The organism is Hydrogenophaga sp., from assembly GCF_030651625.1.
In the GTDB taxonomy this organism is placed as follows: domain Bacteria; phylum Pseudomonadota; class Gammaproteobacteria; order Burkholderiales; family Burkholderiaceae_C; genus Hydrogenophaga.
Map to the genome: position 1 here is coordinate 264,309 of NZ_JAUSCF010000022.1, position 22,791 is coordinate 287,099.

Genomic DNA, 22,791 nt, shown 5'->3' on the forward strand with positions numbered 1-22,791 from the left:
AAGATATCCGTAAAGACCGGCAAATACAAGCTTTATCTGATAGCCAATCATTCCATGAGTGAGTCAACGATGATCAGGGATTCGGCATGAAATATTTTTGCTGTAAGTCTCTTTTAAGCGCATTTCTCGGTATTCTCTTTTTTGGCATCGCACAAGGAGCTGAGCTAAGCCTGAACGCCAACAATTCGACGTATCGAACAATCACAATTGAGGGGCCTATAGAGAAAGGTGATTACGAGCGTTTTATTAAAATGGTGAAAGACAACAACGGACTCGTTGGCGGAGTATATATTTATACGCTTGGTGGTGACTTCGTGGAAGCAATGAAGATAGGTCGAGCATTGCGCGATTTAGAACTGTCCTCGCAAGTACCAATGCAGTCTGTGCGCGGGACTCCAGTGTGTGACAAAGAGCCATTTCCGCGCGACCGCAATAATTGCAATGCAGCTAGTGCGGGCTTCTTTATTCACATCGGTGCTGCACACAGAGGGGGCACCTATTTGGCGGTCCATAGACCTGTCATAGAACCGAAGATTTTCGGTCAACTTGATGAAAGGCGTGCAAGCGCGGAGTTCGACAAGTTGCAGAATTTGGCCAAGGAGTACATGCGGGAAATGAAAGTACCTGAGTCAGTCGTCGAAGTGGTTTTAAGCACTCCATCAGAAAAAGTTTTTGTCTTGGACGATTCGATTGTAAGGGCGCACTTTTGGGGTCCATCGCCATATCGGCAAGAGTGGAGAAATGCGAAATGTGCGAAATTAAGTGCCGTTGAAGTTGCTGAACTGGAGAGATTAAGCCCTCAGCTTGTTAATCGAACACTTCCCCCTTCTTTGAGGTTGCATGTTTATGCACAACTAGAAAAGCAGAGCGAAGAAATACGATGCAAGGCCAAGCTGGAGGAAAGCAGTCGATTTGAAGCTTTTGAAAAATTTTTTGGCAACGCACCCAGCGACACAGATAATCATAATTTTTCTAGATGGTCGAATGTGGCCCAATATATTGGCAAAACGTTCGAAGAGTTGATGTCAGAAGAAAGGTTCGAGCCAGACGCTCTTTCACTCGTGAAAAAGGCGACCGACTCAAGTCCTAGCGTCACTGTAATGGACAGTCGTTCGAGGACTAAATATGTTTCCTATGCATTTGCTTTCCAGCCAAACGCCTCCGAGAAATTTACCAGAATGCTTCTTGCTCACTTGACAGAAAGGTGGGGCTTGCCAGACAACTCAGATTTATTATCAGCTCCGGCGATTTGGTCTACAACCTCCTTTAAAGCAACTGTAAAGATTGAACTGCACCCTCGTGAAGGACGCATGGCAATACTGACTGTGGAAGAAAAATAGAACGGTGCTTCTACAAAAACCCGGCTCAACCTTTCCGCATTCAGGCATTCCGCGTCGCACGGCTGCTGTCAAAAGTGCTGACCCGGGCGGCTGCCCTCAACTGGCGAGTAGCGCCATGGTTGGCAGAGTTTCGAGTCAATGAGGAAATACCGTTTCCTGGCTGCCCCGACGGGTGCCAGTTGGACCCCTCTACAGGGTTGCTCATTGGCTGGGATGGCCGTGTCTCGGCGTACTGTGAGCATGCCGATGGTTCGCCAGCCGGGTTGCTTGTGGGCATGTGGGGAGAGCCCCCCCGATTCAAACCTGGCGACCTTGGCTGTGAGGTCTGGCTTTGGGACGAAGAGCGGGACCTTGTTGGCGTGATGTATGCGCCCAGGAAATTGGTTTGAGAACGATGCAGCCCTGTCCATGCCGGAAAAGCGGCAGCCCCTGGCTGAGATGAAGTCAAGGTCTGGCTGACGTAAGTTCGCCCCAGCTAGGCCCGCGAACCGAAGAGCGGGACACCTTCACCCGCCTGCTGGGGCATCCACTGAAGGGCACCGTGAAGGAGTGCGAAATATGGCCATCAGAGTTCCAGTGGGAAGGGCGTCTACACCTGCACAAGAAGGTGAGGACTCTTACATCGCAGGGGACGAGGAGAGGACGACGCCCGCTCCAGATTCCTATGTTATGCCCCTGAACTGCCCGCTCTTCGAGTTGACGGAGATGGGCGCCGCCCACTGGATTGCGATGGATGGATGGACTTTGGAAGAGTCTGCGCTCTTGTTGAGCGGAGCGAATCCGAAGCGCATCGAAGTGTTGGGTGCGGACCCGCATGTAGCCAAGCCAGACCTCCAGTCATGCGGCTATGTTGGAATCAATGACCGTCTATTGCGGGCATCTGAGATGGGCGTGCTGAGTTTTCCGGCATCGCCATTTGAAGTGTGTTCTTGGGCTGCAAAAAAAGAACAGGGGATTCCTATCCCTCTCATGTCGGTTCTTAGTCTGAGCACAGAGTCGACAAGGGATGAAGCTCACCAAAATCAGCCAGTCGCGCCCGTGGTGGCTGCGGACGGCTGTAACCTGCCGGAGCCGGTCACAACGGGTGCTGTTGCGCACGCACTTGCTGGTCTTCGAGGGTGGAATGCTGGGATGTGGAAAAAGAAGCTTGGAAGTCCGCCAAAGTGGCTTCGGGACTGCATCGTGGCGCCTGGGCAGCGAGGTGTTCGTGAGCACTGTTGGAACCCCGTCAAAATTGGAGCAGCTCTGGTGTACAAAGGCCACGCAGCAGTGAACAGCGTACGCGCCAAGTTTCAAACTAGGCCGGAATTGGCCCCATGGCTTGAGGCATGGAAAACCTACGAGGCCAATCACTTCGATGCGTCATAGGACGCCTCCAGAACCACGAGGGTGAACCTCGAAAGATAGCGGCTGTAGACCGCTGACCCGCATGGAGGCTTGATTCCAAAACCCCGGGGTTATTCGTGGAGATACGGGGTTTTCACAGTACGCCCACACCTGGCCTGTGCTGCTAGGTTGAAAGCACACTACGATGCAAGCCCTTCACGCTATGGACGACCGCGAACTCGCGCCCGTCTCGAAATTTCCCCCGCTGGCGCATGAAACACGCCCTGTTGTTGACACAGCCGCCGCAGCTCACTACCTAAGTCGCCGACCGCAAACACTGCGCGGCTGGGCTTGCCTTGAGAACGGCCCGCTTCGCCCTATTCGCATCAACGGCAGACTTGCATGGCCTGTGGCTGAACTTCGACGCGTTCTGGGCGTGCAGTGATGTGGGGCTCCAACTTCTACATCCTGGCGCGACAGCGCTGGTGGAGGGCCACCAAATGAAAAACGCCCGACCCAGCAATGCCGAATCGAGCGCCCCCCGCCAAGGTGCGCAGATTATCGCCCCTGGTGGCTTTCCGCCCAGGCACGCCAGCGTGAGCGCCGAAGTGCTGGCCCGTCTGTTGAACCGCGAGCGCCTGACCAGCCTGGACGCGGTACAAGAGGCCAGCACGACCCGCCTGTCTGCCGTGGTGCATTACCTGGCCCAAAACTACGGATGGAACATCGAAGCCGCCGACAAGGCGGCAGGCTGCCGTGAAGGCCGCGTGGCATGGGTGGCGGAATACAGCTTGCCCTCCGACACAGTGGCCCGCGCAATGGCCGCTGGTGCCGCCAACTGGTGCGCCAAGGTTCGTGCTGCCCGGCGCGCGCTGCGCGCCAAGGCCGTAGAGGCCCGCCGACAAGCCGCGCGACAGAACGCCACACGAAAGCGCCGCCCACATCCTGAGCAATGGGGGTTGTTCGATGGCGAACGGGCGCAATAAGGGGCTTAAGGGCAATTCAGGGCGCGACCCCGGCGGATTCACCGCACTGCCTTGGTCCGTGCTGGATTGCCCTGCCTATCGTCGTTTGTCCATGCACGCGCGTGCCTTGCTGCTGGAAGTGGCGCGGCAGTTTGTGCGCGACAACAACGGGCGCTTGCTGCTGTCGCGCGCCTACATGGAAGGCCGGGGCTGGAAGTCGTCGGACATGCTCAGCAAGGCCAAGCGCGAGCTTTTGGAAGGGGGCTTCATTCACGAAACGGTGAAAGGCCATCGGCCCAACAAAGCGAGCTGGTACGCCATCACCTGGCAGACCTTGGACCGCCATCCGGGTTATGACGCTGGCGCGGTGGAGACATTCCGTCGAGGTGCCTACCAGCAAGACATGCCGCTGAAAAACGCGAGCCTTAGCCCGCCACGCGGAACAGAGGGGCTGCCCATTGGACCGCCCCACGGTACAGGGAGCGCGCCGCCTGTACCGTCCCACGGTCCTATCAGGGCTCTTTCCGAGCCTCTCTCTGTACCGCCACACGGACACCATCTAGAGATGCCATCTGTTGGTGCAGTTCTGCAAGCAGAGCGATGAAGGAAAAGGCATGACCGACAAAGAAAAGCGCACTCGATGGCGACGGTACATCGAAGCACACGAGCGCATTGCCAACGAGTGGGCCTTGCGTGGCTATGCCTATCCGCCGCCCGGGTTTCCGGTCCTGCCGGAAAGTTTGCGCGGCCTTTGCTGTGGTGCCAAGACTCGCGCCGGCACACCCTGCAAGCTGACAGCCATTTTCATCAATGGCCGCTGCAAGCTGCATGGTGGTCTCTCCACTGGGCCGACCAGTAAAGCAGGCAAAGCGGTCTCACGAGAGAACGGCAAGCTGGGAGGTAGACCAAAGCAAAACCCAAGCCCTTGAGATGTTGAGAAATGCTAAGGTCTTCAGACGTTTGGAGTCCTCGCCGCCAGGTGCCCAGCAGTGATGAAATGGGCGGCCTACAGGCTGTTGAATCGTGCGAGTTGCCTACAGATTGCCTACAGATTGCCTACAGACCCCACCCAAGAAAAAAGCCCGCTACCTTTTCGATAGCGGGCTTCTCAGTGTTCATATGGGGTGGCTGATGGGGCTCGAACCCACGACAACAGGAATCACAATCCTGGACTCTACCAACTGAGCTACAGCCACCGCAAGTATCGAATTATAGCTCGAAGAACCCGCGACGTTTTGCCGTCATGCAGGGCGATGCCAATCAGCGAGTCAAGACAGGTGCATCAGCAGGCTCAGGGACCAGGATGCGGACCTTGAACCGCTCTTTGAGCATGTCGTAGTACGCCTGCCCTTCAGCAGCAGACCACCACTGGGTGTACTGCTGCACCTCCTGCGCAAGGCGCTGTTCATCGCCTGCTTCGCGAGGCAGAACTTTGTCTACCCTGACCACCGCATGACCCTGCCCGCCCAGGCTCACGCCAACCCAGGCCGGAAGGGCCTTGGGATCGGCACTGAGGGCAGCGGCGAGCACCTGGGGCAAGACACCCTGAGGGTTATCACGAGAAATCGTGACGGCCGCAGCAAGGCCTGCAGTGTCGCCTCCTGCCTTCCAGGCTTCCAGCTTCCTTTCCCCCTCTTCCCGCGCCATTTCAGCGGAGCGCTGTGCCACCAGCCGTCCCTGTACGCTGCCGCGGACTTCGGCCAGTGGCAGGGTGCGTGCCGGTGAGTGCAAAACCACGCGAGCCGAAGTCAATTGACCAGAGCCGGTTTCAATGGCCTCGGTGTTGCGCTTTCGCTCAATGGACTCTGGGGAAAAAATCGCTTCGAGCAATGATGGATTGGCGAGCACGCCAGCCTCTTGAGCAGGCTGACGGGTCAACCCTTTGGCCTCCTGAAGGTTCAGTTTGAAACGCGCCACCGCCGGCTGCAGTGAATCAGGCTGCTCATACACCAGGTTGCTGAAGGCCTCGGCGGATTCCGCAAACAGACGTTGTGCCTGCTGACGCTTCAGGTCCTTTTCGATCTCGACGCGCATCTCTTCAAAGCTCTTCAGGGGCGGTGCCTTGATGTCGGTGAGCTGAATGATGTGAAACCCAAACTCCGTTTCCACCAGATCAGAAATGTCGCCCTTTTGCAGTGCATACGCCGCATCTTCAAAGGACTTGACCATGGCGCCACGGGCAAAGAAATCAAGGTCGCCGCCTCCAGGCGCCGAGCCCGGATCTTGGGACTCTGCCCTGGCCACGTCAGCGAAGGTCTTTGGAGCGCCCTTGACTTGTTCAAGCAGCGCAGCCGCTCGCTCACGGACGGCTGCCTTGTCGGCATCAGAAGCCCCCTGGGGCACGGTGAGCAGAATGTGGCTGGCGCGACGCTCTTCGGACCCGGACAAACGGGATGCATTCTGGTCGTAGTAGGCCCGCACATCGGCCTCAGCCAACACGACAGACTGTTCCAGTGCGGCAGCGTCAAGCACCAGATACTCCACATCGACTTGTTCAGGCGCCTGGAACAGCGGGGCGTTGCTGTTGTAAAACGCCTCGATCTCGGCTTCGGTTGGCGTCACCCGGGCAGCGAAATCCTGCGCAAGAAACTGGGCCACCCGCACTTCGCGGCGTTCAAAAAAGGCATTCAGCGACACATTTGCCAGGGCAGTGGTGGCGAAACTGGTTCCCTGAATGGCCTGGACAACTTGCCGCTGCGACAGATCGGCCCTGACCTGCGCCTCGTACATCTCTGGCGTCAGACCCTGTCGTCCCAACAGCGTGCGGTAGGCGTCCACATCAAGCGTGCCGTCTGGTCGACGCAAGGAAGCGATGGTTTCATTGGCCTGCAGGTCCTGTGCAAGCCGCCGATCGCTGGTGTAGAGGTTGAGCTTCTGCGCTGCGGTAGCCAGAACCCGCTGGCGCACCAGGCGCTCCAGGGTGGCATAGCGCGCGGCTTCGCTGTCCAGGAGGCGAGCGTCCAGCGCAGGCATGGCTTCGCGCAGGCGCTGCGACTCGTTCTGGTGCGCCCGATCCCATTCCAGCTTGGTGATTTCTTGCCCGTCGACCGTGGCCACGACCTCACCGCCTTCATTGAATCGGCTGTAACCTTCCACACCGAACAACACAAACGCCGGAATGATCAGGATCATCAAGAAGCCCATGAGGTACTTCTTGTGATTGCGGATGGAATCGAACATGCCTGAATACCCTGAATCAAAAACGCCGGAGTCGCCAGTCTGGCTGCTGCGGCAACATAAAAAAAAGGCGAACCCTGGTTCGCCTTTTCAGTGGTGGTGGGTGCTGACGGGGTCGAACCGCCGACCTACGCCTTGTAAGGGCGCCGCTCTACCGACTGAGCTAAGCACCCCACCGAAAACCTGCAGATCGCATCAGATCAGTTCAGCGCATCTTTAAGGGCCTTGCCCGGGCGGAACTTCGGGACCTTGGCGGCCTTGATTTTAATCTCAGCGCCAGTGCGTGGGTTGCGGCCCTTGCGAGCGGGACGTTTCGTGACGGCAAACGAGCCAAAACCCACCAGCGAAACGGTACCGCCTTTCTTGAGCGTGGTACGAATGGCGGTGATAGTGGAATCCAGCGCCCGCGCAGCGGCCGCCTTGGAAATGTCGGCGTGCTTGGCGATGTGTTCGACGAGTTCGGTTTTGTTCACAAATAGCCCCTCTTGAATTGATTGAATGAATCCGTGTGGAATGGTGCAGGCCGCCAGTGCTGTTCACACCGAAGGCAAACCCTGTGAGCTCCGTTCGGCACTTGCGCAACCCAATTGGCCGCGCCGGAGCGCCGGGTGATTAGACCCACGGGCCACCGCCGCTGTCAATACGCGCGCAACGTCCCGGGCCACCTGACATCACAAAACGCGAGATTCTAGTCGCTTTCGCAACGTGTCCGCGCAGGCCGTCCGGCTCACAGACTGCACAGATAGAAGCCCTCATCCGGCAAATGCGCCGTGGACCTCTTGGGAGGCACTGCATGGGCTGCGCCGTCAAGTACCCAACAGTGCTTGCTGGATGGCCTTTCCGATATCACTGGTCTGAGCGGAGCCTCCGAGATCGGGCGTTCTCGGCGCTCCGCTACCGGGCGCCAGGACGGCCTCGATGGCCTGCATCACGGCGTCGTGCGCGGCACGGTATCCAAGGAAATCCAGCATCATGGCGCCGCACCAGATCTGTCCGATCGGATTGGCAATCTGCCTCCCGGCAATGTCGGGCGCAGAACCGTGAACAGGCTCGAACAATGAGGGGTGCGTGCGATCCGGATTGAGGTTGGCGCTGGGCGCGATGCCGATGGTGCCGGTGCAGGCAGGGCCCAGATCCGACAGGATGTCGCCAAACAGGTTGCTGCCAACCACCACGTCAAAGAAGTCAGGGCGCTGGACGAAGTGGGCGGTCAGGATGTCGATGTGGAACTTGTCGACCCTGACATCCGGATATTGCTTGGCCATCTCGGCCACGCGCTCGTCCCAGTAAGGCATGGTGATGGCGATGCCGTTGGACTTGGTGGCGCTGGTCAGGTGTTTCTTGGGGCGCGAGCGTGCCACTTCGAACGCGTAGCGCAGCACCCGGTCCACGCCGATGCGCGACATCACGGTCTCCTGCACCACGATCTCGCGCTCGGTGCCGGGATACATGCGCCCACCGATGCTGGAGTATTCGCCTTCGGTGTTTTCGCGCACGATGACCATGTCGATCTCGCCTGGCGCACGGGGGCTGCCGTCGCGACGCACCACCGGTGCGGTCACACCTGGCATGAGTTTGGCCGGACGGATGTTCACGTACTGGTCGAACTCGCGTCGGAACAGCAGCAACGAACCCCACAGCGAGATGTGGTCAGGCACCTTGTCGGGCCATCCCACCGCGCCGAAGTAGAGGGCCTCGTGACCGCCGATCTGGTCCTTCCAGTTGTCGGGCAGCATCTTGCCGTGCCGCTCGAAGTAATCACAGCTTGAGAAATCGAAGTGGTCAAACTGCAGATCGATGTTGAAACGCGAGGCCGCAGCCTCCAGCACACGCAGCCCTTCGGGCATGACTTCCTGTCCAATGCCGTCTCCAGCGATGACAGCGATACGGTGTTTGCTCATGGTGGTCTCCTTGGTTTGAAATCAGGTAAAAAATCTGAAGGCTTCTTCGACAACGGCGTCGGGTAGTTCTTCGGCGATGTAGTGGCCGCAGGGCAGCGAGCGGCCTGATACCTGACCGGCCCGCGCGCGCCAATGCGCAAGTACGTCAAAACAACGCCCCACAGCGCCATGCTCGCCCCACAACACATGCAGGGGTTGCGCCAGCAGTACCTTGTCATTGACGTCTGCACGGTCGTGTTCGAGATCGATCCCTGCGCTGGCCCGGTAGTCCTCGCAAATGGAAACCGCAGTGCCCGGCAGGGCCACACAGCGCTCGTACTCGGCCAGCGCGTCGGCGTCGAAGGCGGCCAGACCGGCGTGCCGGTTGCCCATCACCGATCGCACATAACGCACCGGGTCGGAAGCAATCAGGGCTTCCGGCAGGGGGCCGGTCTGAATCAGAAAGAACCAATGCCAGTAGGCCCGCGCAAAGGCTTCGGTGGTCTGTTCATACATCGACAGGGTGGGCGCAATGTCCAGCAGCATCAGGCGTCGTACGGCTTTTGGGTGATCGGCTGCCAGCCGGTGCGCCACACGGGCCCCACGGTCGTGCGCCAGCACATCGAACCGGTCAAAACCGTGGTGCGCCATGACGGCGATGGCGTCCCGGGCCATCTCACGCTTGCTGTGTGCGGTGTGCTGCGGACCGGGCGCCGGACGGGTCGAATCGCCATACCCCCGGAGGTCCATCAGCACCACCGTGAAGCGCCCGGCCAGTGCGGGAAGGATGCGATGCCACATGGCCATGGACTGGGGATGGCCGTGCAGCAACAGCAGCGGAGGGCCATTGCCCAGGCACCGCGTGTGCAACGACACACCCTCACGTTCAACGCGGCGGGATGGAAGGTGATCGAACATGGATCGCAGCATAGCCCTCATATAGGCAACAATCGAATAATCAACTATTTCCATAAAGGAAACAATTGGAACGCTCCGATCTGGAACTCGTCACGGCCGTGCGACAACACGGCAGTCTGGTGAGGGTGGCCCAAGCCCTTCACGTCGCGCCTTCTGCCATCACCAAGCGCCTGGCAGCCCTGGAAGCCGAACTCGGTCTTCGCCTATTTCAGCGCACGACCCGGCGCGTGAGCCCGACCGCCGAGGGCGATGTGCTCTGCGAGCGCGCCAGCCGCATCCTGAGTGCCTTTGATGAACTGGAGTCCGAACTGCGGGAGCGCCAGGCCGAGCCCGCCGGTCCGGTCCGCCTCGCGGCAACCTTTGGTTTTGGCCGACTCTGGGTGGGCCCAGCCCTGGCCGACTTTCAACATCGGTACCCTCGCGTGTCCGTAGACCTGCAGCTCACCGAGCGTCTGCCGGATCTGGCGGTAGAGGGATACGATGGTGCCATCTGGCTTTGGAACGCGCCTGGCGAGCGCGCAGCCGAGTGGGTGTCGAAACGACTGGCCCCCAACCAGCGCGTGCTGGTGGCCGCACCCCGCTACCTCCAGGCCCATGGCACGCCCAGGACACCACAAGACCTCGCCACCCACAACTGCCTGGTCGTGCGCGAGAACATCGGCGCGGTCGATCGGCATTTTGACCATTGGCGCCTCCAGCGAGGTGACGAACCCCAGGTGCGGCACCTGCCGGCGCGCGGCAGCATGTCGTGCAATTCGGGCGAGATGGTGCGCGACTGGTGCCTGTCAGGCCAGGGAATCATGCTGCGAAGCCTGTGGGACATCGGACCCCAGCTGGCCAGCGGAGAGCTGGTGCGCGTCCTGCCCGACTACGCGATGCCGGATGCCGACATCCACTGGCTGGCGCCCTACCGGCCGCAGAACCCCAAACGCATGCGCCTGCTGGTGGATTTTCTGGCGGATCGCTTTCGTGAGGAACCCTGGAAGGTCAGGCCCGCTTCGCGGGCCGCACCACCAGGCTCACGCCGAAAGCGGTGAGCGCGATACCGGCAACGGTGACCAGGGTGATGGGTTCGTCGAACAGCACCCAGGCAATCAGCGCCGTGCAGGGAGGCACCAGGTACATCAGGCTGGTGACCGAAGCCGCTGCCCCGCGTTGAATCAGCATGTAGAGCAGCGAACTGCCGCCTAGAGTGAGGCCCAGCACCGACCAGGCCATGGCACCCGTCAGTTCCCAGTTCACGCCAGCGTCGCCGTGCGTCCAGCGCATGGCCTCGAACTCCAGCAGCGCCAGTGAAAGCGTCACCAGAAGGGCCGCGAGCAACTGCACAGCATTGGCGGTGCGCACGTCACACGCGGCCACATAGCGCTTCTGGTACAGGGTGCCGATCGTGATGGCAAACAGGGCCATCACGGCGAACGACAGATTGAGCCAGTTGGCCTGATCGCCAGGACCGCCTGCACCAAACTTGCGCGAGACCACCAGCACCAGGCCCGCAAACCCCAGCAGCAAACCCAGCCATTGCCGCCTTGACACCTTGGATCCAGTGCCTGAGAGCCAGATGGCCGTGAGCACCGGCTGGATACCCACGATCAGCGCAGAAAGACCAGATCCCATGCCGGCCTTGACCGCGGCCCAGACCCCACCGAGATAGCCCGCATGCATGAGCACACCGGTCACCGAGAGGTGCAGCCACTGCTTTCGGTTGGAAGGCCATTTGACACCGGAGAACCAGATCCAGGGCAGAAAACACAGGATGGAAAGCGCATACCGCACGGCCAGGAATTTCATGGGCGGCGCGTGCGGCATGCCATAGCGCGCCACGATGAAGCCCGTGCTCCAGATCAGCACGAACACCCAGGGCATGGCTCGCAGCCACGCGTTGTCCTTGGGTGTGCTCACCATGTTCGCGTCGGACAATGAATCAACGCGCGCGGGCCCGGATTTCCGGCAAGGCTTTTTGCAGGTAATAAACCATGGACCAGACGGTGAGCACCGCCGAAGCCCAGATCAGCCAGGTGCCCCATAGATGGGTATCGATGACTCCAAGAACCATGCCGTCAAACAGAAGAAATGGAATCGCCACCATCTGAACCGTGGTCTTGACTTTGCCCAGCATGTGCACCGCCACGCTCTTGGTGGCTCCGATGATCGCCATCCATTCCCGCAGAGAAGAGATGGCAATTTCCCGACCAATGATGATCAGTGCCACAAACACGTCGGCCCGGTCCAGATGGACCAGCACCAGCAGGCTGGCACAGACCAGAAACTTGTCGGCCACCGGATCCAGAAAGGCGCCGAAGGCCGAAGTCTGGTTCAGTTTGCGGGCCAGATAGCCGTCGGCCCAGTCGGTGGCTGCGAACACCACGAACATGACGGTGGCGATCAGGTTCTTCTGGGCAATGCTCATGCCTTCCAGGTAGTACACCCCGATGATCAAGGGAATCGCAACGATGCGAGCCCAGGTCAGTAAGGTAGGAAGGTTGAAAAACATGACGCGATTATGCGTTGATGCCGCGCCGGCACCTTCATCCCACGAATCAGGACCCGCTCACACTGTTTCTCCAAGTGCGAGTGTGTTGAAGACAGCGCCAATCCAGGCGCGCGAAGAATCGCGACAGGACACAGACTGATGGTCCGGACCCTGCCATTCGAAACCTGTCAGTGAAGCGCCCGGTAGATGGCGTCGGCCAAGTCGGCCGAGATGCCATCCACGGTGCAAAGGTCCTCCACGCTGGCCGACGCCACACCACGAACACCGCCAAAGCGCTGCAACAGACGGGCGCGCTTCTTGGGGCCGACGCCAGCGATGTCTTCCAATCGGCTGCCCCCGGTGCGCACCCTCGCCCGCTGGGCGCGCATGCCAGTGATGGCAAAGCGATGGGCTTCGTCACGGATCTGCGCCACCAGCATCAGTGCGGCGGAATCGTGCCCCAGATAGACCTTTTCGCGCCCGTCGGCGAACACCAGCTCCTCCAGACCGACCTTGCGGCCTTCCCCCTTTTCCACACCCACGATGAGTGACAGGTCCAGCCCCAGTTGTTCAAACACTTCCCGCGCCATGCTCACCTGGCCTTTGCCGCCATCGATGAGCACCAGATCGGGCATGCGCGGGCCTGAGGTGGCTTCGACAGTGGGTTCGGGTAACGCGACGTCGGCGGAATCCGGCTCCGAAACGACTGTGGCGGGTGGGTTCTGAAGCGGGACTTCTGGATCGATTGCCTCCGGCTCCTCAACACCGTCATCCTTCATCGCCTCCGCAATCTTGCCGTAGCGGCGCAACAGCACCTGGCGCATGGCGGCGTAATCGTCGCCCGGCGTGATGCCTTCGATCTTGTAGCGCCGGTACTGGCTGTTCTGCATCTTGTGCCCTTCAAACACCACGCACGAAGCCTGCGTGGACTCCCCCGCCGTGTGGGAGATGTCGAAGCATTCAATACGCAGCACGTCGAGCTGGTCGTCGGGCAGTTGCAGCGCATCGGCCAGCGCGCGGGTACGGGCTTGCTGGGAACCCTCTTCCGCCAACAGGCGCGCCAGCGCGATCTCGGCGTTCTTCTGGGCCATCTCCAGCCAGATGCGGCGGTGTTCGCGCGGCTGGTGCACGGCGTTGACCTTGGCGCCCGTCTGCTCGGAGAGTGCATCCAGCAGCGGCCTGCCCACAGGGTGGCTGGTCACCAGCGTGTGTGGCATGGCAATGCCCAGGTAGTGCTGAGCAATGAACGCCGCCAGCACCTGCTTCGCCACGCGCTCGCCGGGCTCCCCTTGCTGCGGTGCTTCCTCGTCAGCAAGTGCACCTTCGATGGCCGACGCATCTTCCACATGAGCTGGAAAGTACGGCCGGTCGCCCAGGTGGCGCCCACCCCGGATCATGGCCAGATTCACACAGGCGCGACCACCCTGCACTTTCACGGCCAGCACATCCACGTCCCTGTCGGAAACGGTGTCCATGGCCTGCTGGTGCAGCACACGGGACAGCGCCGACATCTGGTTGCGTATCTCTGCCGCCTGCTCGAACTCCAGCTTTTCAGCGTGACCCATCATGCGCTGCTCCAGGGCGTCCAGCACAGCCTGGGTTTCGCCCCGCAGGAACCTTTCGGCATCTGCCACGTCACGGGCATAGGCTTCGCTGTCCACCAGGTCCACGCAGGGGCCGCTGCAGCGCTTGATCTGATACAGAAGGCAGGGCCGCGTGCGGTTGGCGAACACGGTGTCTTCGCAGGTGCGCAGGCGAAACACCTTCTGCAGCAAGGTGATCGACTCCTTGACCGCCCAGGCGCTGGGATAAGGGCCGTAGTAGCTGTGGCGCCGGTCCACCGCGCCACGGTAGTAGGCCATGCGGGGAAAGGCAATCGACGGCACGGGTATCCGCGCAGCGGTGCGAAAGGTCTCGCGCGTGCCCGTGATCTTGAGGTAGGGGTAGCTCTTGTCGTCCCTGAACAAGATGTTGAAGCGCGGGTTCAGCGTCTTGATGAGGTTGTTTTCAAGCAGCAACGCCTCGGCTTCGGAGCGCACCACCGTGGTCTCCATGCGAACGATCCGGCTCACCATGTGACCGATGCGGGTGCCGTCGTGGTTCTTCTGGAAGTAGCTGGCCACGCGCTTTTTCAGGTTGCGCGCCTTTCCCACGTAGAGCAATTGGCCCTGGACATCGAAATAGCGGTAAACGCCGGGCAGGCCTGGCAGTGCAGCGACTTCGCTGAGCAGTTGTTCGGAATGGGACTCGGACATGGGCTCCATTTTGTACCGACCCGCCAAGGCCTGCCCCTGAAAGGGATCGCTGCAAGAATGCGGCAAGATCACGGCCATGCACCAACCCACCGTTGCCCCTCAAGCCAACCGCGATCGCCCTTTGTGGGATGTGTTCTGCCGCGTGGTGGACAACCTGGGCGACATCGGTGTGTGCTGGCGCCTCGCCGCCAACCTGGCGGACCGGGGGCAGCAGGTGCGCCTCTGGATCGACCAGCCCGAACCGCTGCGCTGGATGGCGCCTGGCGCGCTGGACGGCACGATCCCGTGGATTGAGGTGATCCCGTGGAAGACGCCGTTGCCTGCGGGCTTGTGTGATTCGCTGGCGCCGGCTCATGTCTGGGTGGAGGCCTTCGGCTGCCACCCGCCTGATGAGGCTCAGCACGCGCTGAAGCAGCAGCTTGCGAGTGGCGCGGTGTCGCCGGTGTGGATCAATCTCGAGTACCTCAGTGCCGAATCGTATGTGGAACGCTCGCATGGCCTGCCCTCACCTGTGATGAGCGGCCCACTGAAGGGGATCGGCAAGTGGTTTTTTTATCCTGGGTTCACCTCTGCCACAGGCGGCCTGCTGCGTGAAGCCGATCTGGGTTCGCGTCAAGCCGGGTTCGACGCGACCGTCTGGTTGCGGCAGATGAAACTGCCAGCCAGCCCGGCGAAACGGGTCAGCGTGTTTTGCTACGAGCCAGCGGCGCTGGACGATCTGCTGTGTCAGGCCTCCGAAACGAACAGGCCCGTGCAATGGCTGGTGGCGCCCGGCAGGTCTGCACTGGCCGTACACCAGTCACCGGCAACCGAAGGGCTCCAGACAGCGGGTTGCCTGCATTATTTGCCGCCACTGCCGCAGCAGGCCTTCGACCATTTGCTGTGGGCCTGCGACCTGAACCTCGTGCGAGGCGAAGATTCGCTGGTGCGCGCCATCTGGGCAGGGAAGCCTTTTGTGTGGCACATCTACCCCCAGCACGACAACGCACACCATGCCAAGCTTGACGCCTTTCTGGACTGGCTGGAGGCACCCCTGTCGTTGCGGCGGTTTCACCACGTGTGGAATGGCATGAACGCATCCGCTTCCCACTGGCCTGGCTGGGACGTGGTGAACGAATGGCAGGGCTGTGTCCAGGCCGCCCGGAGTCGTCTGTGGAGCCAGCGCGACCTGGGCACCCAGCTTATCGAGTTCGCTTTCAAAAACCGATAAAATTCAAGGCTTTGCGGAAATTCGCCCATCCCGAACGGCATGGGCGCTTCCTGCCAGCCATCTGCTTTGCCGCACAGATTGCCATCATCAGCACAGTCCCGGTACGCACAATCCCTGCACGGAACTGGCGGCCCCAACGTTGGAACCCCTTATGAAAATCGCTCAAGAACTCCGCGCCGGCAACGTCATCATGCACGGCAAGGACCCGATGATCGTGCTGAAAACCGAATACAGCCGGGGCGGCCGTGGTGCTGCCACCGTGCGCCTCAAGCTCAAGGCCCTGCTCAACAACATGGCCACGGAAGTCGTGTGCAAGGCCGACGACAAGATGGACCAGATCATTCTGGACAAGAAGGAATGCACCTACTCCTACTTTGCCGACCCCATGTACGTGTGCATGGACGCCGACTACAACCAGTACGAGGTGGAAGCCGAGAACATGGGTGACGCCCTGAACTACCTCGAAGACGGCATGACCGTGGAAGTGGTGTTCTACGACGGCAAGGCAATCTCTGTGGAACTGCCCACCAGCGTGGAGCGTGTGGTCACCTGGACCGAACCCGCCGTCAAGGGCGACACGTCTGGCAAAGTGCTCAAGCCAGCGAAGATCGCCACCGGCTTCGAAGTGGCAGTGCCCCTGTTTGTGGCGCAGGACGACAAGATCGAAATCGACACGCGCACAGGTGAATACCGCCGCCGCGTCTGATCGCAAACTTCGCGTTCTTCGCAATCAACACTCAAAAGGCTCCTGTGGGAGCCTTTTGATTTTTTCCCTCAACAGCTTGACCACATGGACCTGATCGCCCGCATCACCGACGTCATCATCCCGGTGTTTCTGATCGTGGCGATCGGCTACGGCTATGCCCGCCGCAGTGTTCCTGACATGACCACCTTCAACCGGGTGGCGCTCGATGTGCTCGCGCCCGTGCTGGTGTATTCGGCGCTGGCAGACAGGGACTTTCAGATCGGCGAGCACATCACACTGCTGATCGGTGGCGCCATCCTGATTCTGGGCAGCGGCCTGATCGCCTGGCCGCTTGCGCGTGCCTTTGGCGCACAGCCACGCACGCTGGTGCCGGTGGTGATGTTCAACAACTGCGGCAACATGGGGCTTCCACTGGCGCTGCTGGCGTTTGGCACCTCGAATTTCGGGGCTGCGGTGGCGCTGTTTTCCATCAGCAACCTGCTGCACTTTTCCCTTGGCGCGCGCATCACGAGCAGCCACGCCCGAACGCGCGACCTGCTGCTGAGCCCGCTCATGATCGGCACGGCGCTCGGCTTCCTCAGCGCAATGACCGATGTCAGGCCACCTGATGTGGCTCTGGCGGGGCTGAAACTGCTCGGTGATGCCCTGCTTCCCATGATGCTGTTTGCGCTGGGCGTGCGATTGACCGCGCTGACACGGTCCGGACTGGCATTGGGCTTGCTCGGCGCGCTGGCACGTCCCCTGATCGGACTGGCGATCGGCATCCCGCTGGCCTGGGCGCTGGGGCTGGAAGGCGCTGCCCGAGGCCAGCTTCTGCTCTTCGCGGCCCTGCCACCCGCGGTGGTTCAGTTCATGCTGGCCGAGCGCTACCACCAGGAGCCCGACAAAGTCGGTGCGATGATCATGCTGGGCAACGCGCTGGCGATCGTCTTTGTGCCGCTGGCGCTCGCACTCAGTCTTTGAGTTGCGCTCCCTCACACCCAACACAACATCAGGAGTCAATTCATGGAAGCCACACAGGACATCACCGAACGCCGCCTGGCAGACGCCTGGGCCGAGCTGCAGGCCCACGCCAACGATGGCCACCCTCTGCAGGCCGACGCCTACCGCCTCGCTTTCGCCGATCCGGAATTCATGCTGCGCCGCGAAACGCGCGGCATCCGCTTTCAGCTGGAAATGCTCAAGCCCGACCTCGCCCAGCAAGATCACGGCATTGAAAACACTGTGGTTGTTTTTGGTAGCGCCCGCTTTCGCGACGCCGCAGAATCGGCCGAGCAACTGGTGCGGGCAGAGCGCAGCGGCGAACCCAGAGACATCGCGCGCGCCAGAGCCCTGGTGCGCAACGCCCACTACTACGACCAGGCGCGCGAATTTGCACGCCACGTGGCGCGCTACAGCAAGGCCTGCCCGCCCGAGGACAAGCTCTTCATCTGCACCGGTGGCGGCCCCGGCATCATGGAAGCCGCCAACCGCGGCGCGCACGACGAAGGCGCACTCAACGTCGGGCTGAACATCGCCTTGCCACACGAGCAGGCGGCCAATCCCTACGTGTCACCCGAACTGAGTTTCAAGTTCCATTACTTTGCGCTGCGCAAGATGCACTTCATGATGCGCGCCAAGGCGTTGCTCGCATTCCCGGGCGGATTCGGCACGCTGGACGAACTGTTCGAGGTCATCACCCTGGTGCAGTGCAAGAAGGCCAAACCGGTACCGATCGTGCTGTTCGGCAGCGACTACTGGAAGCGCCTGATCAACCTCGATGTGCTGGTGGAAGAAGGCACCATTTCTCCGGAAGACCTGCAGCTGTTCCACTATGTGGACGATCCGCAGACCGCCTGGGCGATCATCCAGCAGTTCTACGATCTGCCCAAGGTTTGAAGGCAGGCTGGCGTCACTCGCGGTGGATCTGCTTCCATCCCGATGGCCGCTGACCTTAAACATCAGGCAGTGGCCATTGTGGACACAGTGTCGGGGCAACGTGATCCGCGATTATTCAGACCAGCCGCCGCCCAATGCGCGGTAGAGCGCCACCTGGTTCTGCTGTTGCGCCAGGCGGGTCTGTAGCAGCGCCTGCTCGGTACCAAACAATGAGCGTTGCGCATCCAGCACGTCGAGGAAACTGGCCACGCCATTGCGGTAGCGCAGTTCGGCCAGCCGAAAACGGTCGGCCTCGGCGGCGGTCTGCATTTCCTGTGCACGCAGTTGCTCGACCAGCGTTGCCTGTCCCGCCAAAGCGTCTGCCACCTCACGGAAGGCGGTCTGGATCGCCTTTTCATACTGGGCCACGGCCAGTTCGCGACCGACGTTGGCCGAGTCCAGCGAAGCCTGGTTGCGTCCGGCATCAAAGATCGGCAGCAGGGCCTGCGGCGCCAGCGTGAAGCCCCATGATCCGTCCTTGAACAACCCCGACAGCGAGCTGCTGGCCGTACCGGCGCTGGCGGTGAGGGAAATGCGCGGGAAGAACGCGGCGCGCGCCGCACCGATGTTGGCGTTGGCGGCAATCAGTTGCTGCTCGGCCTGACGGATGTCGGCCCGGCGCTCCAGCAGATCGGAAGGCAAACCGGCTGGGACATCGCGCAACAGGGGCTCGCTGCCGACAGCCGGCGTACCAGGCGTTAGCAGGCTGGTCGGCACCGCCTGCCCGACCAGCAAGGTGAGCGCATTCACATCGAGCGCGCGCTGACGTTGCTGCTGGGCGAAAGCGACGCGGGCCGCCGCTGTCAACGATTCGGACTGCCGCAAATCAAGCGCGGAGGTGGCGCCATTGTCAAAACGCAGTTGGGTCAGACGCAGAGAGTCTTCGCGTGTGGCCAGCGTGCGCTGTGTCAGCGACAGCAACTGGTCGTTGCTCTGCAGGCTGAGCCACGTGCTGGCCACTGCTGCCACCAGGCTGGTCTGCGTGGCGCGACGAGCCTCTTCACTGGCGAGGTATTGCGCCAGTGCTGCTTCTTTCAGACTGGCTATGCGACCAAAAAAATCGATCTCCCAGCTGCTCATCGCCAGCCCCACGCTGTAGACGCTGCTGGTGCCGCCGCTGCCGTCGGGCTGGCGATTGCCGGTGGTGGCCACTCCCAGGGTGGGGAAAAGGTCGGCCCTGCGGATCTGGTACTGGGCACGCACCTGCTCGATATTGAGCGTGGCCACACGCAGGTCGCGGTTGTTGGCCAGTGCCAGCGTGATCAGCTCGCGCAGGTGGGCATCGCCCACGAACGCGCGCCAACTCATGTCGGCGGCCGCAGCCTGCGGGCTGGTGGTCGAGCCCATGGTGGGGAAACCGGTGGCCACAGGCGCGACAGGGCGCTCATAAGTCGGGATGAAGGAGCAACCGGTCACCACGGCTGTTGCCAGCAAGGTGAGCGCGGATCGCAGCAGAGGACGGGTGGATTCATGCATCGCTGTGCACTCCCATGTGTTCGGCATCGGCCGCGTGCAGGCGGCGCTGGCGGTCGCTGCCCTTGAACAGCGTGCGCACCACCACGAAAAAGATCGGTACAAACACCACCGCCAGGATGGTGCCGGTGACCATGCCACCGATCACGCCGGTGCCGATGGCTCGCTGGCTCGCCGAGCCAGCGCCGGAAGACAGGGCCAGCGGCAGCACGCCCAGCGTGAACGCCATCGAGGTCATGATGATGGGACGGAACCGCAGGTGGGCCGCTTCAAGCGCAGCCTCGATCACGCTCTTTCCCTGGGCCTGCAGGTCTTTGGCGAATTCGATGATCAGAATCGCATTCTTCGCCGACAGACCAATGATGGTGATCAGTCCCACCTGGAAGTACACGTCGTTGGAATAGCCTCTGAGCAACGTCGCCAGCAGCACACCCAGCACACCCAGTGGCACCACCAGGATCACCGAGAGAGGAATGGTCCAGCTCTCGTACAAGGCAGCCAGGCAGAGGAACACCGCCAGAATGGCGAAGGCGTACAGCACCATGGCCTGGGAGCCAGCGAGTTTTTCCTCTCGCGACTGACCGGTCCATTCGAAGCCGATGCCCTGAGGCAACTGGCTGGCAAGCCTTTCCATCTCGGCCAGTGCGTCACCGGTGCTGGCGCCTGGCGCCGCGCTGCCGCTGATGCGCATCGAGGGATAGCCGTTGTAGCGCACGGTCTGCATCGGTCCGGTGACCCAGTGGGTGGTGGCGAACGCCGACAACGGCACCGCCTGACCCCGGTTGTTGAGCACGTTGATGCGCAACAGGTCTTCGGGCTGCATGCGCGCTGGCGCATCGGCCTGCACCACCACGCGCTGCAAACGCCCGGCATTCGGAAAATCGTTCACATAGCTGGAACCCAGCGAGGTGCCGATGGCGCTGCCGATGGCGTCGAACCCAACGCCCAGGGCATTGGCCTTGTCGCGGTCGATGTCAATTTGCAGTTGGGGTGCATCCTCCAGCCCGTCGGGACGCACCTGGGTCAGCACCTTGCTTTGCGAGGCCAGGCCCAGCAACTGGTTTCGTGCGCCCAGCAGTGCCTCGCGACCCAGACCGGCGCGGTCCTGCAAGCGGAAGTTGAAGCCCGACGAGGCGCCCAGCTCCGGGATCGGCGGCGGACTCAGCGGAAAGATGAACGCATCGCGAACGCCCGACAAAGCGCCGAAGGCGCGACCAGCCAAAGCAGAGGCGGAACTGCCGGGTCCGGTGCGCTCGGACCAGTCCTTGAGTGTGACGAAGGCCAGTGCCGCGTTCTGACCCTGTCCGGAAAAGCTGAAGCCCAGCACGCCGACCATGCTCTGCACTTCGGGCTGTTGCAGCATGAAGCCTTCGACCTGCTTCATCACCTCCAGGGTGCGTTCCTGGGTTGCGCCAGGCGGCAACTGCACGTTGACCAGCATGGTGCCCTGATCTTCACCAGGCAGGAACGACGTGGGCAGGCGGTTGTAGACCACCACCGCAGCGCCAATGATCGCGGCGTAGACGATCAGAGTGCGCCCGGCGCGTGGCAGCAATGCCGCCACGCTACGCTCGTAACCCTTGGCCGTGCGTGTGAAGCCGCGGTTGAACCAGCCGAAGAAGCCTTTCTTTTCGTGGTTGTGGCCCGCTTTGACCGGTTTGAGCAAGGTGGCGCACAGGGCCGGCGTGAGTGAGAGAGCCATGAATGCCGAAAATGCGATCGACACGCCCATGACGGCGGCAAACTGACGGTAGATGTTGCCCACCGAACCAGCGAAGAAAGCCAGCGGCACGAACACCGAAATCAGCACCACGGTGATGCCGATGATGGCGCCCGAGATCTGGCCCATGGCCTTGCGCGTCGCTTCCAGCGGTGGCAAGCCTTCCTCACTCATGATGCGCTCAACGTTCTCGACCACCACAATGGCGTCGTCGACCACAATGCCGATCACCAGCACCATCCCGAACATGGTCAGCACGTTGATGGAAAAGCCCATCGCCAGCAGCACGGAGAAGGTGCCCAGCAGCGCCACTGGCACCACGATGGTGGGAATGATTGTGTAGCGGAAGTTCTGCAGGAACAGGAACATCACCAGGAACACCAACAGCACGGCTTCGGCCAGGGTGATGGCAACCTGCTGGATGGAGATCTTCACGAAGCGCGAGCTGTCGTAAGGAATTTGCCAGGTCATGCCTTCGGGGAAGAAGCGCTCCAGCTCGGTCATCTTGGCGCGTACGGCGTCGGCGGTGGCCAGCGCATTGCCGCTGGGCGAGAGCTGCACACCGATACCGGTGGAGGGCTTGCCGTTGAGCCTTGCTGACGTGGCATAGGCCTGAGCCCCGAGCTCGATGCGTGCCACATCCTTGAGACGCACGGTGGAACCGTCAGGGCTGGCCCGCAGCACGATGTTGCCGAACTGTTCAACGCTGCCAAGCTGTCCATTGACCACCACGGTGGCGGCGATGCTCTGGCCTGCCACGTTGGGCAATGCTCCGATTTCGCCAGCAGACACCTGGGCGTTCTGTGCCCGGATCGCTGCTGTCACGTCGGCGGCACTCAGGTTGAAGCCGAGCAGCTTGGTCGGGTCGATCCAGACCCGCATGGCGCGCTCGGTGCCAAACAGCTGGGCCTGGCCCACACCGGGCAGGCGCTGAAGTTCGGGCACGACACTTCGAGAGGCGTAATCGCCCAGCGCAACCGGATCCCAGGCCGGATCGTCGCTGGACAGAATGGCGAACAGCAGGAAGTTGCTGCGCGACTTGTCCACCCGCACGCCCTGCTGCGTCACCGCAGCCGGCAGCCGCGGCGTGGCGCGTGCGAGGCGGTTTTGCACATCCACCTGGGCGAGATCGGCGTTGGTGCCGGTTTCGAAACTCAGCGTGATGCTGCCAGTGCCGTTGGCCTGCGCCACCGACTCCATGTAGATCAGCCCGGGGGAGCCGTTCATCTCCTGCTCGATGACCGACAGCACGCTGTCTTCCAGCGTGGAAGCCGCTGCACCCGGGTAGGTCGCGTTGATCACGATCGCGGGTGGTGCCACCGGCGGATACTGCGCGATCGGCAACTGGGTAATGGACACACCACCCAGCACCATGACGAACAGTGCAATCACCCACGCAAAGATGGGCCTGTCAATAAAAAACTTCGCCAT

20 protein-coding genes and 2 tRNA genes are annotated in these 22,791 nt (G+C 61.3%); 11 read left to right on the plus strand and 11 right to left on the minus strand.

The annotated features are described in order from the left end of the window. The first annotated feature begins 86 nt into the window (after window positions 1–86). The 6 genes from Q7V46_RS09140 (at window position 87) to Q7V46_RS09165 (ending at window position 4,560) form a co-directional block, all read left to right on the plus strand. Entirely contained in the window at window positions 87–1,340 is a 1,254-nt protein-coding gene (locus Q7V46_RS09140) for a hypothetical protein (protein WP_304913217.1), read from the plus strand. A 705-nt stretch (window positions 1,341–2,045) separates the two neighbouring features. After that, entirely contained in the window at window positions 2,046–2,708 is a 663-nt protein-coding gene (locus tag Q7V46_RS09145; protein WP_304913218.1) for a hypothetical protein, read from the plus strand. Window positions 2,709–2,871: 163 nt separating this feature from the next. Next, window positions 2,872–3,111 (plus strand): DNA-binding protein, encoded by a 240-nt coding sequence (locus Q7V46_RS09150; RefSeq protein ID WP_304913219.1) that lies wholly within the window; start codon window positions 2,872–2,874, stop codon window positions 3,109–3,111. Between the two features lie 55 nt (window positions 3,112–3,166). Further along, window positions 3,167–3,652, plus strand: a complete 486-nt coding sequence (locus Q7V46_RS09155; protein ID WP_304913220.1) for a helix-turn-helix domain-containing protein — start codon at window positions 3,167–3,169, stop codon at window positions 3,650–3,652. Beyond that, window positions 3,633–4,235 carry a hypothetical protein gene (locus Q7V46_RS09160; protein ID WP_304913221.1) on the plus strand — a complete coding sequence of 201 codons (603 nt, stop codon included), beginning with the start codon at window positions 3,633–3,635 and terminating at the stop codon, window positions 4,233–4,235. The genes Q7V46_RS09155 and Q7V46_RS09160 overlap by 20 nt, the downstream gene beginning before the upstream one ends. A 10-nt stretch (window positions 4,236–4,245) precedes the next feature. Then, window positions 4,246–4,560 (plus strand): HGGxSTG domain-containing protein, encoded by a 315-nt coding sequence (locus Q7V46_RS09165; RefSeq protein ID WP_304913222.1) that lies wholly within the window; start codon window positions 4,246–4,248, stop codon window positions 4,558–4,560. A gap of 191 nt (window positions 4,561–4,751) precedes the next feature. Here Q7V46_RS09165 and Q7V46_RS09170 read toward each other — a convergent pair. The 6 genes from Q7V46_RS09170 to Q7V46_RS09195 all read right to left on the minus strand — a co-directional run bounded on the left by Q7V46_RS09170 (window position 4,752) and on the right by Q7V46_RS09195 (window position 9,606). Next, window positions 4,752–4,827, minus strand: a tRNA-His gene (locus tag Q7V46_RS09170). 64 nt (window positions 4,828–4,891) lie between these two features. Then, window positions 4,892–6,811: a SurA N-terminal domain-containing protein gene (locus tag Q7V46_RS09175; RefSeq protein WP_304913223.1), complete on the minus strand. Its 1,920-nt coding sequence runs from the start codon at window positions 6,809–6,811 to the stop codon at window positions 4,892–4,894. A gap of 94 nt (window positions 6,812–6,905) precedes the next feature. Then, a tRNA-Val gene (locus tag Q7V46_RS09180) sits at window positions 6,906–6,981 on the minus strand. 27 nt (window positions 6,982–7,008) lie between these two features. Further along, the gene (locus tag Q7V46_RS09185; RefSeq protein WP_304913224.1) at window positions 7,009–7,281 is read right to left on the minus strand and encodes an HU family DNA-binding protein; all 273 of its coding nucleotides are present in this window, start codon (window positions 7,279–7,281) and stop codon (window positions 7,009–7,011) included. A gap of 333 nt (window positions 7,282–7,614) precedes the next feature. Beyond that, entirely contained in the window at window positions 7,615–8,709 is a 1,095-nt protein-coding gene (locus Q7V46_RS09190) for a tartrate dehydrogenase (protein WP_304913225.1), read from the minus strand. Between the two features lie 21 nt (window positions 8,710–8,730). Continuing rightward, window positions 8,731–9,606: an alpha/beta fold hydrolase gene (locus Q7V46_RS09195; protein WP_304913226.1), complete on the minus strand. Its 876-nt coding sequence runs from the start codon at window positions 9,604–9,606 to the stop codon at window positions 8,731–8,733. A 65-nt stretch (window positions 9,607–9,671) separates the two neighbouring features. Here Q7V46_RS09195 and Q7V46_RS09200 point away from each other — a divergent pair, with 65 nt between their 5' ends. Beyond that, entirely contained in the window at window positions 9,672–10,643 is a 972-nt protein-coding gene (locus tag Q7V46_RS09200) for a LysR family transcriptional regulator (RefSeq protein ID WP_304913227.1), read from the plus strand. Here Q7V46_RS09200 and Q7V46_RS09205 read toward each other — a convergent pair. The 3 genes from Q7V46_RS09205 to uvrC all read right to left on the minus strand — a co-directional run bounded on the left by Q7V46_RS09205 (window position 10,594) and on the right by uvrC (window position 14,334). After that, window positions 10,594–11,511: a DMT family transporter gene (locus Q7V46_RS09205; RefSeq protein WP_304913400.1), complete on the minus strand. Its 918-nt coding sequence runs from the start codon at window positions 11,509–11,511 to the stop codon at window positions 10,594–10,596. The two genes, Q7V46_RS09200 and Q7V46_RS09205, sit on opposite strands and share 50 nt — an antisense overlap. A gap of 19 nt (window positions 11,512–11,530) precedes the next feature. Further along, entirely contained in the window at window positions 11,531–12,100 is a 570-nt protein-coding gene (gene pgsA / locus Q7V46_RS09210; RefSeq protein ID WP_304913228.1) for a CDP-diacylglycerol--glycerol-3-phosphate 3-phosphatidyltransferase, read from the minus strand. A gap of 167 nt (window positions 12,101–12,267) precedes the next feature. Further along, a complete protein-coding gene (uvrC, locus tag Q7V46_RS09215) occupies window positions 12,268–14,334 on the minus strand; it encodes an excinuclease ABC subunit UvrC (protein ID WP_304913229.1) in 2,067 nt (688 codons plus the stop codon). 76 nt (window positions 14,335–14,410) lie between these two features. Here uvrC and earP point away from each other — a divergent pair, with 76 nt between their 5' ends. From earP to Q7V46_RS09235, 4 genes are all read left to right on the plus strand, one after another. Continuing rightward, window positions 14,411–15,544, plus strand: coding sequence for an elongation factor P maturation arginine rhamnosyltransferase EarP (gene earP, locus Q7V46_RS09220; protein WP_304913230.1), 1,134 nt, complete (start codon window positions 14,411–14,413; stop codon window positions 15,542–15,544). 151 nt (window positions 15,545–15,695) lie between these two features. Beyond that, complete coding sequence (gene efp, locus Q7V46_RS09225; RefSeq protein ID WP_304913231.1) at window positions 15,696–16,250, plus strand: elongation factor P; 555 nt, start codon at window positions 15,696–15,698, stop codon at window positions 16,248–16,250. 84 nt (window positions 16,251–16,334) lie between these two features. After that, a complete protein-coding gene (locus tag Q7V46_RS09230) occupies window positions 16,335–17,213 on the plus strand; it encodes an AEC family transporter (RefSeq protein ID WP_304913232.1) in 879 nt (292 codons plus the stop codon). Between the two features lie 42 nt (window positions 17,214–17,255). Then, window positions 17,256–18,128, plus strand: a complete 873-nt coding sequence (locus Q7V46_RS09235; RefSeq protein WP_304913233.1) for a TIGR00730 family Rossman fold protein — start codon at window positions 17,256–17,258, stop codon at window positions 18,126–18,128. Window positions 18,129–18,239: 111 nt separating this feature from the next. Here the strand turns inward: Q7V46_RS09235 and Q7V46_RS09240 are convergent, their stop codons facing one another. Together Q7V46_RS09240 and Q7V46_RS09245 are read right to left on the minus strand one after the other, a co-directional pair. Then, window positions 18,240–19,643 carry an efflux transporter outer membrane subunit gene (locus Q7V46_RS09240; RefSeq protein ID WP_304913234.1) on the minus strand — a complete coding sequence of 468 codons (1,404 nt, stop codon included), beginning with the start codon at window positions 19,641–19,643 and terminating at the stop codon, window positions 18,240–18,242. Beyond that, window positions 19,636–22,791, minus strand: coding sequence for an efflux RND transporter permease subunit (locus Q7V46_RS09245; protein ID WP_304913235.1), 3,156 nt, complete (start codon window positions 22,789–22,791; stop codon window positions 19,636–19,638). Before Q7V46_RS09245 ends, Q7V46_RS09240 begins: the two co-directional genes overlap by 8 nt.

Coding starts and splice junctions, on each gene's coding strand:
- Q7V46_RS09140 (WP_304913217.1), top strand. CDS start 87: ATGAAATATTTTTGCTGTAAGTCTCTTTTAAGCGCATTTCTCGGTATT.
- Q7V46_RS09145 (WP_304913218.1), top strand. CDS start 2,046: ATGGGCGCCGCCCACTGGATTGCGATGGATGGATGGACTTTGGAAGAG.
- Q7V46_RS09150 (WP_304913219.1), top strand. CDS start 2,872: ATGCAAGCCCTTCACGCTATGGACGACCGCGAACTCGCGCCCGTCTCG.
- Q7V46_RS09155 (WP_304913220.1), top strand. CDS start 3,167: ATGAAAAACGCCCGACCCAGCAATGCCGAATCGAGCGCCCCCCGCCAA.
- Q7V46_RS09160 (WP_304913221.1), top strand. CDS start 3,633: ATGGCGAACGGGCGCAATAAGGGGCTTAAGGGCAATTCAGGGCGCGAC.
- Q7V46_RS09165 (WP_304913222.1), top strand. CDS start 4,246: ATGACCGACAAAGAAAAGCGCACTCGATGGCGACGGTACATCGAAGCA.
- Q7V46_RS09175 (WP_304913223.1), bottom strand. CDS start 6,811: ATGTTCGATTCCATCCGCAATCACAAGAAGTACCTCATGGGCTTCTTG.
- Q7V46_RS09190 (WP_304913225.1), bottom strand. CDS start 8,709: ATGAGCAAACACCGTATCGCTGTCATCGCTGGAGACGGCATTGGACAG.
- Q7V46_RS09195 (WP_304913226.1), bottom strand. CDS start 9,606: ATGTTCGATCACCTTCCATCCCGCCGCGTTGAACGTGAGGGTGTGTCG.
- Q7V46_RS09205 (WP_304913400.1), bottom strand. CDS start 11,511: ATGGTGAGCACACCCAAGGACAACGCGTGGCTGCGAGCCATGCCCTGG.
- pgsA (WP_304913228.1), bottom strand. CDS start 12,100: ATGTTTTTCAACCTTCCTACCTTACTGACCTGGGCTCGCATCGTTGCG.
- uvrC (WP_304913229.1), bottom strand. CDS start 14,334: ATGTCCGAGTCCCATTCCGAACAACTGCTCAGCGAAGTCGCTGCACTG.
- earP (WP_304913230.1), top strand. CDS start 14,411: ATGCACCAACCCACCGTTGCCCCTCAAGCCAACCGCGATCGCCCTTTG.
- efp (WP_304913231.1), top strand. CDS start 15,696: ATGAAAATCGCTCAAGAACTCCGCGCCGGCAACGTCATCATGCACGGC.
- Q7V46_RS09230 (WP_304913232.1), top strand. CDS start 16,335: ATGGACCTGATCGCCCGCATCACCGACGTCATCATCCCGGTGTTTCTG.
- Q7V46_RS09235 (WP_304913233.1), top strand. CDS start 17,256: ATGGAAGCCACACAGGACATCACCGAACGCCGCCTGGCAGACGCCTGG.
- Q7V46_RS09240 (WP_304913234.1), bottom strand. CDS start 19,643: ATGCATGAATCCACCCGTCCTCTGCTGCGATCCGCGCTCACCTTGCTG.
- Q7V46_RS09245 (WP_304913235.1), bottom strand. CDS start 22,791: ATGGCGAAGTTTTTTATTGACAGGCCCATCTTTGCGTGGGTGATTGCA.